Consider the following 12,157-nt stretch of genomic DNA (forward strand, 5'->3'; position numbering starts at 1 on the left):
TTATTCACTAAAACCCACACGGCTGAGTAAATCCAAATCTTGTATGGCTTCCCCTGTGCCTTTGGCTACCGCCAATAAAGGCTCATCGCCCACATACACAGGGAGTTTTACCATATCGCTTAAATACTTGTCTAATCCCTTAATCAAAGCCCCACCGCCGGTAAGCACCACGCCATTTTGCACAATGTCTCTCGCTAAATCCGGTTTCACCTCTTCAAGCACGCTCCTTAAAGCGCTAGAAATCTCCCTCACCTGATCTTTAATGGCTTCAAACACATCATCAGAGCTCAATTCAATCGTGTGCAACAGCCCGCTCACTTGATCCCTCCCTGACACTTCCATCGTTAGGGGCGGATCCAATTTGATCGCGCAACCGATTTCAATCTTAATCTCTTCGCCGGTGCGCTCCCCTATCAATAAGTTGAATTTCTTGCGGATGTATTCCACGATGCTTTGATCCAATTTATCCCCAGCCACTCTAATGCTTTTAGACAGCACTAACCCCCCCAAACTAATCACGCCAATTTCAGTCGTGCCGCCGCCAATATCCACGATCAAACTCCCTTGCGGTTCTTTGACGGGCAAGCCCGACCCAATCGCAGCTGCCATAGGCTCTTCAATCAAAAAAACTTCTCTAGCCCCAGCGCTTAAAGCGCTCTCTTTAACCGCATTCCTTTCCACGCTTGTCAGCCCATAAGGCACGCACACCATGATGCGCGGTCGGATCCATGTCTTTCGTTTGTGCGCTTTTTCAATAAAGTAGCGGATCATTTTAGCGGTAATGTCATAATCGGCGATCACGCCATCTTTCATGGGGCGAATCGCTCTGATGCTGTTAGGGGTTTTGCCTAGCATTTCCTTAGCCTCGCTCCCCACTGCCAAAATGTCATAAGCTTTAGAATCAAACAACCCCATGCGCACCGCCACAATAGAAGGCTCATTGATAATAATGCCCTGCCCTTTGACTAACACGATCGTGTTAGCCGTGCCTAAATCTATGGCAATATCATGCGAAAACAAACCGATTAATTTGCTAAAAATCATGCCCTTTCTAATCCTTTATCGTTAAATTTATAAGCGTGTCCCTTAAGGAAGAATTTTAGAATGCGTTTTAGCAATGATCAAAGGTTCAGCCTGTTTTAAAACACAATCTTTAGTGATACGCACTTCCGATCCCTTAAGCTTGGGTAAATCAAACATAATATCCAAACAAAAATCTTCAATGATCGCCCTTAAGCCCCTAGCTCCTGTTTTTCGCTCTAAAGCGAGTTGAGCGATTTCTTTAATGGCTTCTTCTTCAAAAATCAAATCCACTTCATCCATTTTGAAAAGTTGCTGGTATTGCTTGATGAGGGCGTTTTTAGGTTTTTGTAAAATATCCACCATCGCTTCCAAACTGATGCTATCTAGCGTGCTTAAAACCGGCAAGCGGCCGATAAGCTCAGGGATAAGCCCATAAGTTACCAAGTCATGGGTTTGGACCAAATGCAAGATCGCTTCTTGCTCTTTTTTGCTCATTTTTTCTTGAGTGAAACCCAACACGTTTTGCGTGGTGCGTTTTTTAATGATTTCAGCTAACCCGTCAAACGCTCCAGCACAAATGAATAAAATATCGCTCGTGTCAATTTGAATGAAATTGCCCTCAGGGTGCTTTCTGCCGCCTTTGGGGGGGATATTCACTAAAGAGCCTTCAACGATTTTTAACAACGCTTGCTGAACGCCCTCCCCAGAAACGTCTCTAGTGATGGAGCGGTTTTCTGACAAACGGCTGATTTTATCAATTTCATCAATAAACACAATGCCTTTTTGGGCTTTTTGGACATTCCAATCGCTCGCTTGCAACAATCTTGTAAGGATATTTTCCACATCTTCGCCCACATAACCCGCTTCAGTCAAGCTAGTCGCATCGCTAATGGCGATAGGAATATCCAAATGCTTGGCTAAAGTTTGCGCCATTAAAGTTTTGCCTGAACCTGTAGGGCCGATCAGTAAAATATTAGACTTGCTCAACTCCACTTCTTCTAAATGCTCCAACTCCACATTGCTGTCTTGGTTGTCTTGTTTTTTGAGTTTTTCTTTAAAAGACAAGCGTTTGTAATGGTTATACACGGCTACGGAAAAAACCTTTTTAGCCTGCTCTTGCCCTATCACATAATTGTCTAAAACCGCCTTAAGCTCTTTAGGGGCTGGAATGTGAGAGAGCAAAAACTCTTCTTCATAAGCGCTAGATTCCATTCGCCTCAATCGGTCTCTTTTGAGCGCTAATAAAGAATCCATTCTGTCGTATTTATGCAATTCCCCATGCATCACATCTATACAATATTCGCACACGCACACATCTTTATTCAGGTTGCTCGCAAAAATAATGCGGCGTTTTTTGGGATCTCTGGATTCTGGTTTTTTGCAAAAACTGCAATAAAGCGTTTCGTTCATGTTATTCCTCTTGTTTTTCTTCGCTAGAATATTCGCTTGACTTATACGCCACGCCCCTAGAACTCTCTAAAATAAAAGAGCAAATCTCTTTTACAAAAGGGTTATTGGCATGCTCTTCTAACTCTAATTTAGCGCTCTCTCTTAAGGAGAGGATAGGGCTAAACAACCTTTTATAAAGCGCATGGATGAAGTCAATATCCTTACTCTCTAATAATTGGCGCATCCTGTGGCGGTTTAACCCCCTAATAAAAGCGCGATTGCCCTCTACGGTGCAATAAGGCGGCACGTCTTTGCCTAAAGCGCTCTTACCGGCTATCATGCACCCTTTAGCGATACGCACAAACTGATGGATCGCTGTAAGACCGCCGATATTGACATAATCGCCTATTTCAATATGCCCTGCTAAAGTTACGCCATTAGCCAAAATACAATGGCTGCCAATCACGCAATCATGAGCGACATGCACATAAGCCATGAGCAGGTTTTTATCCCCAATAAGGGTTTTTTTAATCCCCCCTTCAGTGCCGGGATTTATCATGCAAAATTCACGAATAAGGTTGTCTTCTCCAACAATCAGTTCGCTGTATTCACCCTTGTATTTTAAATCTTGAGGCTGTGTGCCTAGCACGGCAAAAGGGAAAATTTCGGTGTTTTTCCCAATGAAAGTATGCCCTTGTAAGGTTACATTGTTGTGGAGTTTCACGCCTTCATCTAGTTTGACGCCATCTCCAATCACACAAAATTCTCCAATCTCTACGCCTTTATTAATCTCTGCTTTAGGAGAGATGATGGCTGTTTTTGCAATCTTACTCATTTTTATTCTCTCTCTGCGATCATGGCTTTTAATTCGGCTTCAGCGACCACTTTGCCATCCACTTGAGCCGTGCCGCCCACTTGCCAGATCATGCCCTTATGCTTTAAGACTTCTAAATGGTATTCTAATCTGTCGCCTGGGGTTACAGGAATACGGAATTTAACCTTATCAATCGTCATGAAATACACGATTTTTGTTTTGGCTATTTCAGGGTCAAACCCCCACAAGCTAGTGAAAGCTAAAAACCCTCCGCTTTGCGCCATGCCCTCTACGATCAAAACGCCCGGGAAAATGGGCTTATTAGGGAAATGCCCATTAAACACGTCTTCATTAAAAGTGATATTCTTATAAGCGACAATTTTTTGATTGGCTTGTAACTCTACAATTCTATCCACTAAGAGCATGGGATAGCGGTGAGGTAGAATTTGTAAGATATGCTCTATAAAAAATTGAGATTGCAAGTTTTGATGGCTTTGTTCCATAAAATAAACTCCTTGTTTTGGTTCAACTAAAGTGCTGTTTTTAGCGTTGGTTATTCTAAAAAATAACCGCTATTATACCATAAGAAAACCGCTCGCTTGTATTTGCAAAAACACCGATGCATTGCACCATAAATTTAAAGAAACGCTTTATTCAAACACCGCTCATGCATTATTCATATATCATTCATGCGTGTGGCTTAGAATATTCTCTCTTAGATGGTAGTGTGGGTATTTGTTAGAATCCAAAACCACTTGCCCCATGAGCTGTTTGTCCAAATTGAAAATTAAAGGGGCTAAATAATTCACGGTGGAAAGCTCAATAGGGGTTTGAACGACCATGATATTAGCGACTAGAACGCTCTTGGCTCCCTCTAATTCTAAAAGGATTTTTAAGGGGGTAGGCACTTCAAATTCGTATTTTCTTAAAGCAAAGGGATTGACCAGCGTGAAAGACACGACAGAATTGTCTTCTGCACTATTCAAACGCAAAAAGATTTCATCAACCTTTTGCAAGTGCATTTTATGAATGGTTTCAAACCCTAATATAGGCGCTTTCACATCAAAAATCATAGGCGATTGCATTCCCTTTAAAAAAGCACAAAATCTTCTCCTTAAAGAATAAAAGACCGCCTTAAAACCAGCGCTCAATGATTTCTAAACTAAAAATCTGTATTATATCAAACAATTTTGGTAAAATCAATTTTTGCTAGTTTTGGGTATAATTCAATGACTGAATAACGATGGAAGTTTAACTGAATAATTATAAAATATAACTAAGGAGTGAGAGATGAGCAAAATAAAACCACAAATCAAGAAAAATAATCCCAGCAAATCTCATTTTAGCGATGGGTGGCATCTTTTTGGTGCGGCTGGGCTTGATTTGGAGAAATGGTGCTGACATTATTCGGTGGGAATAAGAAAGATAAGAAAAAATAACCATGAGTTATTCAAAAATTTAATTTTATAAGATAGGTGGCATGCGTTTAAAACATCTTAAAACTTTCCTTTTTATCGCAATGGCGGTGATTGTGATAGGCACTGGTTGTGCGAATAAAAAGAAAAAAAAAGACGAATACAACAAACCGGCGATCTTTTGGTATCAAGGGATTTTAAGAGAAATCCTTTTTGCTAATTTAGAAACAGCGGACAATTATTACTCTTCTTTACAGAGCGAACACATCAATTCCCCCCTTGTCCCAGAGGCGATGCTAGCCTTAGGGCAAGCGCACATGAAAAAGAAAGAGTATGTTTTAGCGTCTTTTTACTTTGATGAATACATCAAGCGCTTTGGGACTAAGGACAATGTGGATTATTTGACCTTTTTGAAACTGCAATCGCATTATTACGCTTTCAAAAACCATTCTAAAGACCAGGAATTTATCTCTAATTCTATTGTGAGTTTAGGCGAATTTATAGAAAAATACCCTAACAGCCGTTACCGCCCCTATGTAGAATACATGCAAATCAAATTCATTTTAGGGCAAAACGAGCTCAATCGCGCGATCGCGAATGTCTATAAAAAACGCCACAAGCCTGAGGGCGTGAAACGCTATTTAGAAAGGATAGATGAGACTTTAGAAAAAGAGACTAAACCCAAACCATCGCACATGCCTTGGTATGTGTTAATCTTTGATTGGTAGGATATTTCAAAACCATACAAATTTATAACAGAGAGATGAAAAATGACTGAAGATTTTCCTAAAATTCTGCCTTTATTGGTAGAAGAAGACACCTTTTTATACCCCTTTATGATAGCCCCTATTTTCTTACAAAATAACGCGAGCATCAAGGCGGTGGCTTACGCTAAAAACAATAAATCATTAGTCTTTATTGCATGCCAAAAAGACAAATTGAACGATAATGAAGCCCCTTATTATGATGTGGGGGTGATAGGTTCGGTGATGCGTGAAGCCAACATGCCTAATGGGCGCGTGAAATTGCTCTTTAATGGCATCGCTAAGGGGCGTATTTTAGAGCCTGCTAAAGAAAACGAGCAAGGCTTTTTAGAAGCTCAAATAAGCCCTATTGAATATTTAGAATACGACAAAGAAAACATTCAAGCTATTGTGGAAGTCTTAAAAGAAAAAGTGATCACTCTAGCCAATGTCAGCTCACTCTTTCCTCCGGATTTGATCAAGGCTTTAGAAGACAATGACGATCCTAACCGCATCGCTGATTTAATCGCAGCAGCCTTGCATTTAAAAAAAGATCAAGCGTATTCTCTTTTTGCCAACAACAACACCGAACAGCGCTTGTTGGATTTGATTGATATTGTGATAGAAGAGACTAAAACCCAAAAACTCCAAAAAGAAATCAAATCCAAAGTCCATCAAAAAATGGAGCAAACCAATAAGGAATATTTCTTAAAAGAGCAGCTCAAACAAATCCAAAAAGAGCTTGGCACAGACAAACAGCGAGATGAAGATTTAAACCAATACTACCAAAAACTAGAAAACATCAAGCCTTTTTTAAAAGAAGAAGCGTTTAAGGAAATCAAAAAGCAAATTGACCGATTAAGCCGAACCCATGCGGACAGCTCTGATAGCGCGACTTTACAAAATTACATTGAAACCATGTTAGATGTGCCTTTTGGGCAATATGAAAAAAAAGCGCTTGACATTAAGCATGTCAAAGAGCAATTGGATAACGATCATTATTCCTTAAAAAGGCCTAAAGAGCGCATTGTAGAATACTTTGCTACCATGCAGCTTTTAGAAATGCGCCACAAGAAAAAGCAAGAAAAAAAAGACAAAGCTAAAGGCACGATTTTATGCTTTTATGGGCCTCCTGGCGTGGGTAAAACGAGTTTGGCTAATTCCATCGCTAAAGCGATAGAGCGCCCTTTGGTTCGGATCGCTTTAGGGGGATTAGAAGATGTGAATGAATTAAGAGGGCACAGACGCACTTACATAGGCTCCATGCCTGGGCGCATTGTCCAGGGGCTTATTGAAGCTAAAAAGATGAATCCGGTCATGGTTTTAGATGAAATTGATAAGGTGGATAGGAGCGTTAGGGGCGATCCAGCGAGCGCTTTATTAGAGATTTTAGACCCTGAGCAAAATATCGCTTTTAGGGATCATTATGCGAATTTCAGCATTGATTTGTCGCAAGTGATTTTTATCGCTACCGCTAATAATATTGACAGGATCCCAGCTCCTTTAAGAGACAGAATGGAATTTATCAGCGTGTCCAGCTACACGCCTAATGAAAAAGAAGAGATCGCTAAAAATTATCTTATTCCCCAAGAATTAGAAAAGCACGCCTTAAAGCCTAGCGAAGTGGATATTAGCCATGAGTGTTTGAAACTCATTATTGAAAAATACACCAGAGAAGCGGGCGTTAGGGATTTACGAAGACAGATCGCAACGATTATGCGTAAAGCGGCTTTAAAATACCTAGAAGATAACCCGCACAAAAAAGGGCGAACTAAAAAAGGCGAGGATAAAAAAAGCGAAAATCAAAGAGACGAGAACAAAGATTTCTGCGTCTCTATCACGCCTGATAACCTTAAAGAGTATTTAGAACGCATGGTGTTTGAAATTGACCCCATAGATGGAGAAAATAAAATCGGTATCGTCAATGGTTTGGCATGGACTCCAGTGGGCGGTGATGTGCTTAAAATTGAAGCGCTTAAGATCAGGGGTAAGGGGGAATTGAAACTCACTGGGAGTTTAGGCGATGTGATGAAAGAATCCGCCATTATTGCCTTTTCTGTTGTCAAAGCCTTGTTGGATAACGAAACCTTAAAAGCGCCCAAAATCCCTAGCGAGGCCGATACAGAGAATAAGAAAAAGAAAAAAGCGCTGAAAGTTTATAACGCTTATGATTTGCACTTGCATGTCCCTGAGGGGGCTACGCCTAAAGACGGCCCGAGCGCTGGGATCGCTATGGCGAGCGTGATGGCGAGCATTTTGTGCGATAGGGCTACAAGAAGCGAGGTGGCAATGACAGGCGAATTGACTTTGAGCGGGGAAGTTTTACCCATAGGAGGGTTGAAAGAAAAATTGATCGCCGCTTTTAAAGCCGGCATTAAAACCGCTCTCATTCCTGTTAAAAATTACGAAAGGGATTTGGACGAGATCCCTGCTGAAGTGCGAGAGAATTTAAACATCGTTGCGGTGAAAAACATCGCTGAAGTGTTAGAAAAAACCTTACTTTAGAATTTGGCATGAAAGCAGGCATTATTGGTTTAGGGCTTATGGGGGGGAGTTTAGGGCTAGCCTTACAAGAATGGGGGCGTTTTAAAAGCGTTATAGGCTATGATCACAACGCTTTGCATGCTAAATTGGCTTTGACTTTGGGGCTTGTAGATGAGTGCGTGGAATTTGAAAAGATTTTAGAATGCGATGTGATTTTTTTAGCCATTCCAGTTGAGGGCATCATTGAATGTTTGAAAAAAATGACTCCCGTTAAAAAAAGTGCAACGATTATTGATTTAGGGGGGGCAAAAGCGCAAATCATTCGCAATATCCCTAAAAGCATCCGTCAAAATTTCATCGCCGCACACCCCATGTGCGGGACAGAGTTTTATGGCCCTAAAGCGAGCGTTAAGGGTCTGTATGAAAACGCTTTGGTGATATTGTGCGATTTAGAAGATTCAGGGATTGAGCAAGTAGAACTCGCTAAAGAAATCTTTTTAGGCGTTAAAGCGCGCTTGATTAAAATGAAATCTAGAGAGCATGACACCCATGTGGCTTATATCAGCCATTTACCCCATGTTTTGAGCTACGCTCTAGCCAATAGCGTTTTAAAGCAAAACGACCCAGAGATGATTCTATCTTTAGCGGGTGGGGGTTTTAGGGATATGAGCCGTCTGTCTAAAAGCTCGCCTTTAATGTGGAAAGATATTTTCAAACAAAACCGAGACAATGTCTTAGAAGCGATTGAAAAATGCGAAAAAGAAATCGCAAAAGCTAAGGCTTGGATAGAGAATAACGATTATGAAAGCCTCGCAGAATGGATGGCACAAGCGAACAAACTCCAAGAGTTCATGTAAAAATTAAAATTTGCATATCGGCGATTTTATGATAAAACATGAAAAACAAACTCTTATGGTTATTGACCTTAAACGCTGGATTGTTTACTAGCGTTCCTAACCCAGCAAATGTTATAGTGGGGGATTATTTTTATTGATTATAAGCTGTTTCATGGATAGCATGGATTTTAGCTAACAAATCAGCAAACAACTATAAGAGGTTATCTTAAACCCGGATCTATTGTTGTATTTGCCATAATCATTTTTATTTCATTCCTCCAACGCCTATAAAACTTTCATCGCTTCTAATAAAAAACCAGTTTTAAGCCGTTTAGAAATTTGATTTCTCAAACCTTTTTATCCAAAATACCGGTGTTTTCATGGGCATTTTAAGAGCGGTTTTAATACTTCTTAGCGTTGTTAAGATACTTAGGCAATTCATTCAACTCAGTGTTTTTATTGTTCTTAAAAACCACTTGCTTTTCAACCCGCTCATATTCTTTACAATCTTTTCTCATTTCTTGTAAGGGATAGTTTTGGTTGTCATTAGGGATATAAAAGCATTCGCTTTTAGCGTTTTCATAGCTATCCGTTAGGCTTGTATCATAGTGGTACCAAAATCCGCTAGGGATAGCGATATTCTTAGAACTAAAGGTTCTATAACCCTGTTTGATGATGGTGAGTTCTTCTACTAAAACTTGATGGTATTTCCTGGCCAAATTACGGCCCTCTTTTTCCACCAATAAAACAGAATGCCTGTTGGTGTTTTTGGCTTCAGGGGTGATATTAGTCATTCTGTAAGTCTCTCTTAAAGGATTAGAGGCAAAATCAAAAGAAGCGTCATTCGCCACAAAATGCCCCCTATCAAAACCGCTTCTTGTGTAATCTTGTGTAACGGCTTGTTGATACTCCGCTAATCGTGTGTCCGGCTTAAACTCATAGCGTTTTTCAATATTATTTTTATCCACTAAATCCCCAAACAACACGCTCACGCCATAAATAGGGTTTTTTAATTCGCTAGAATAACACACCGAATAGAAGTTATTTTTTAAGACCTTGCAATCAATGTTAGTGAGCATGCCATTAGCGTTATGAGTGGGATTGTGGTTTTTAGTAGGATTAGCGCTATTGACTTGATCCTTGATTTCATTAAGCTTTTTAGCGGTGTAGCTGTTAATAGCCTTAGTGAAATTATCCAACATGTCCGCTTGGAGCCAACTCATAGCGATCAGGCTAAAACAGAGCCAATTTTTAAAAATTTTCATGTTTCACTCCCTTTTTTAATTGGCTTGAATACTACAACAATATTTTTAATCGTTTATTTTTAATGATCTTTTTTATTTTATAGCGAGTTTATAGCGAGCGGATGCTTACTGCTAGCGGATTAGTTATCCTTATATCAAGCAAAGCTAAAAATTTTTTTTAGCCCAAGCGTTTTAAATTCCTCTAGCTTTTAAACTATATTGTTTATTCTATATTGTTTATTATTTTTGCCCACTAAATAGGCATAGCGTTTTGATGCGTTAAGTGGCGTGCGTTGAATTCAAACTTAAGAATAAAAAATTTCATTGTATTTTTTAGTGCTTTCATCTATCCCCCATGCGTCTTCGTCAATATCGCCCAAGTTTAAATAGTCTTCGTTAGAGTCTAAAAGATCACAACAAATCCTTTTTTGCTCGTTTAAATCTAAATTGTGGAACTCTTCGCTATGGATTTCATCCATCTTATTATTGGTGCGTTTTAAAATGCGCTCATTAAGATCATTAAAGATTTTTAGGCATTCGCTCTTACTTTTAGCGTTAAGGATTTGTTTTTTAATTTCTAAATTCACTTCTTTCAATTCAGCATAGACAAAACTCCCGCCCCCTTTAAAACCGCATTTTTTAGAAATGCCCCCTTGCTCGCCCTCTATGACTTTTTTTAACCTTTCTTTAGTGATAGTTTCTATATAGTCCATTTGCTCGATGCCAATGTAGCGGCGTTTCATTTTGTGCGCCACCGCGCAAGTCGTCCCGCTCCCAGCAAAAAAGTCTAACACGAGATCGTTTTCTTGGGTTACCATGTCTAAAACTCTATATATTAATTGTTCGGGTTTTTTACCGGAAGGGAATGAAATTAAACCCTCATTTTGTGTATTATTAAAATCAATATCATTCCAAAAATCACATAGTAAAATTGCTATTTTTTGCTCTATCCCTTGCGACGATAAAACAGAATGAATTGAGCGTGATAAAAAAGACATTCTTCTACCGTTATAAGCATATTGTACTCCTGTATCACTTTCGTATTTTATAGGAATATCTTTATTTTCAGTTCTTAAACTAATAGTTCTAATATGCTCTGGCAAACTTTTTCCAGTTTGAAAAATTTTATCAGCATTAGAATATATAAAATTACAAAAATCCTTATTGTTTAGATAATTTTGTGTAGCTTTTAACTTTTCATATAATCCATTTTGCCTTAAAATATGGTTTAATGGGAAAACTCTGTTATTCTCTTTGTCAAAATATAAATTAAAATGGGTATCCCATGTAGTTGCTTCCTTATATTGTGGTTTAAGTTGGATTAGTAGAGAATTTTTAGCATATACTAATAAATAATCTTTTGTTTTAATGATTGTTTTATTCCTATGTGCCGTTTTTACTCCGCTTGGGGTTGATGATAGCATAGTTATACAATTCACAAAATTCTCTCTCCCAAAAATTTCATCCATTAAAACTTTCAAGTAAGCCTGTTCGTTGTCGTCGCATTGCACAAAAATCACGCCATCATCGCTTAAAAATTCCCTAGCCGCTTCAAGCCTGTTTTTCATAAACACTAGCCATGAGCTGTGGTTAAAATTATCGTTGTAATTAAAGCTGTCATTACCCGTATTATAAGGGGGGTCAATGTAGATGCATTTCACTTTTTTAACGAATTTCTTTTTTAAAGAATGAAGAGCGATCAGGTTATTGCCTTTGATAAGGTAGTTTGTGTTTTTATCTTTTAAGGCGTTTTCTAAATCGCCTTCTCCATGCATTTCAAAATGACACAACGCTTTTTTGCATAGAAGCGTGTCAATTTCTTTTTTATGCAATATTTCATGGTAAAAAAGCTCGTCAGATTTGGTGTTGTTATCTTTAGCGTTACCGAGTAAAACATTGTCTTTAAAAGGGAAATGCAAAACGACGGATCCGCTAGACTTTAAAAATAAGCCTATTTTATTTTTAAATCGTGTGAAAGATTTTTCTAATTCTTTTATTTCTAAACATTCTAATAACGCCTTTTCATTGAATACGAGCGAATTAGCGATCATTTTAAAAAAGTGTTTTTTATAGTCGTTAGCGTTTTCATGCTCAAGCATGAAAGTTAAAAGCTTTTCATCATGCTCTATAATTAAAGTTTCTAAGCGCTCTTTTGTGAAATGATTAATTAAGGCATCTAGTAGGGTTTTGAGTGGGGTTTTTAACATTC

General features: G+C 38.9%; 11 protein-coding genes. 4 read left to right on the plus strand and 7 right to left on the minus strand.

The window, feature by feature from the left end; translation table 11 throughout:
* From HPB14_RS06625 to fabZ, 4 genes are read right to left on the minus strand one after another with little or no spacing between them, the layout of a single operon-like run.
* Positions 1–1,044: a rod shape-determining protein gene (locus HPB14_RS06625; protein ID WP_000577757.1), complete on the minus strand. Its 1,044-nt coding sequence runs from the start codon at positions 1,042–1,044 to the stop codon at positions 1–3.
* A 42-nt stretch (positions 1,045–1,086) separates the two neighbouring features.
* Positions 1,087–2,433, minus strand: coding sequence for an ATP-dependent protease ATP-binding subunit ClpX (gene clpX / locus HPB14_RS06630; RefSeq protein WP_001006304.1), 1,347 nt, complete (start codon positions 2,431–2,433; stop codon positions 1,087–1,089).
* Between the two features lies 1 nt (position 2,434).
* Positions 2,435–3,247, minus strand: coding sequence for an acyl-ACP--UDP-N-acetylglucosamine O-acyltransferase (gene lpxA, locus HPB14_RS06635; RefSeq protein ID WP_000034143.1), 813 nt, complete (start codon positions 3,245–3,247; stop codon positions 2,435–2,437).
* Between the two features lie 2 nt (positions 3,248–3,249).
* Positions 3,250–3,729 carry a 3-hydroxyacyl-ACP dehydratase FabZ gene (gene fabZ, locus HPB14_RS06640; RefSeq protein ID WP_000438092.1) on the minus strand — a complete coding sequence of 160 codons (480 nt, stop codon included), beginning with the start codon at positions 3,727–3,729 and terminating at the stop codon, positions 3,250–3,252.
* Between the two features lie 46 nt (positions 3,730–3,775).
* On the opposite strand from fabZ, the gene HPB14_RS08620 reads away from it, so the two are divergent.
* Complete coding sequence (locus HPB14_RS08620) at positions 3,776–3,952, plus strand: flavoprotein oxidoreductase (protein ID WP_080011985.1); 177 nt, start codon at positions 3,776–3,778, stop codon at positions 3,950–3,952.
* On the opposite strand, the gene fliW is transcribed toward HPB14_RS08620, so the two are convergent.
* Entirely contained in the window at positions 3,910–4,299 is a 390-nt protein-coding gene (gene fliW / locus HPB14_RS06645) for a flagellar assembly protein FliW (protein ID WP_001861714.1), read from the minus strand. The genes HPB14_RS08620 and fliW overlap by 43 nt on opposite strands.
* 407 nt (positions 4,300–4,706) lie before the next feature.
* On the opposite strand from fliW, the gene HPB14_RS06650 reads away from it, so the two are divergent.
* The 3 genes from HPB14_RS06650 to HPB14_RS06660 are packed head-to-tail and all read left to right on the plus strand — an operon-like array spanning position 4,707 to position 8,725.
* A complete protein-coding gene (locus HPB14_RS06650; RefSeq protein WP_001237347.1) occupies positions 4,707–5,369 on the plus strand; it encodes an outer membrane protein assembly factor BamD in 663 nt (220 codons plus the stop codon).
* Positions 5,370–5,411: 42 nt separating this feature from the next.
* Positions 5,412–7,889: an endopeptidase La gene (gene lon / locus HPB14_RS06655; protein WP_000133778.1), complete on the plus strand. Its 2,478-nt coding sequence runs from the start codon at positions 5,412–5,414 to the stop codon at positions 7,887–7,889.
* Between the two features lie 8 nt (positions 7,890–7,897).
* Positions 7,898–8,725: a prephenate dehydrogenase gene (locus tag HPB14_RS06660; RefSeq protein WP_000643492.1), complete on the plus strand. Its 828-nt coding sequence runs from the start codon at positions 7,898–7,900 to the stop codon at positions 8,723–8,725.
* A gap of 380 nt (positions 8,726–9,105) precedes the next feature.
* Here HPB14_RS06660 and HPB14_RS06665 read toward each other — a convergent pair whose 3' ends face one another.
* Together HPB14_RS06665 and HPB14_RS06670 are read right to left on the minus strand one after the other, a co-directional pair.
* The gene (locus HPB14_RS06665) at positions 9,106–9,969 is read right to left on the minus strand and encodes a DNA/RNA non-specific endonuclease (RefSeq protein WP_000688827.1); all 864 of its coding nucleotides are present in this window, start codon (positions 9,967–9,969) and stop codon (positions 9,106–9,108) included.
* A gap of 284 nt (positions 9,970–10,253) precedes the next feature.
* Positions 10,254–12,155 (minus strand): site-specific DNA-methyltransferase, encoded by a 1,902-nt coding sequence (locus HPB14_RS06670; protein WP_000921141.1) that lies wholly within the window; start codon positions 12,153–12,155, stop codon positions 10,254–10,256.
* Positions 12,156–12,157: the final 2 nt, after the last annotated feature.

The organism is Helicobacter pylori HUP-B14, from assembly GCF_000259235.1.
In the GTDB taxonomy this organism is placed as follows: domain Bacteria; phylum Campylobacterota; class Campylobacteria; order Campylobacterales; family Helicobacteraceae; genus Helicobacter; species Helicobacter pylori_CU.

Coding starts and splice junctions, on each gene's coding strand:
- HPB14_RS06625 (WP_000577757.1), bottom strand. CDS start 1,044: ATGATTTTTAGCAAATTAATCGGTTTGTTTTCGCATGATATTGCCATA.
- clpX (WP_001006304.1), bottom strand. CDS start 2,433: ATGAACGAAACGCTTTATTGCAGTTTTTGCAAAAAACCAGAATCCAGA.
- lpxA (WP_000034143.1), bottom strand. CDS start 3,247: ATGAGTAAGATTGCAAAAACAGCCATCATCTCTCCTAAAGCAGAGATT.
- fabZ (WP_000438092.1), bottom strand. CDS start 3,729: ATGGAACAAAGCCATCAAAACTTGCAATCTCAATTTTTTATAGAGCAT.
- fliW (WP_001861714.1), bottom strand. CDS start 4,299: ATGATTTTTGATGTGAAAGCGCCTATATTAGGGTTTGAAACCATTCAT.
- HPB14_RS06650 (WP_001237347.1), top strand. CDS start 4,707: ATGCGTTTAAAACATCTTAAAACTTTCCTTTTTATCGCAATGGCGGTG.
- lon (WP_000133778.1), top strand. CDS start 5,412: ATGACTGAAGATTTTCCTAAAATTCTGCCTTTATTGGTAGAAGAAGAC.
- HPB14_RS06660 (WP_000643492.1), top strand. CDS start 7,898: ATGAAAGCAGGCATTATTGGTTTAGGGCTTATGGGGGGGAGTTTAGGG.
- HPB14_RS06665 (WP_000688827.1), bottom strand. CDS start 9,969: ATGAAAATTTTTAAAAATTGGCTCTGTTTTAGCCTGATCGCTATGAGT.
- HPB14_RS06670 (WP_000921141.1), bottom strand. CDS start 12,155: ATGTTAAAAACCCCACTCAAAACCCTACTAGATGCCTTAATTAATCAT.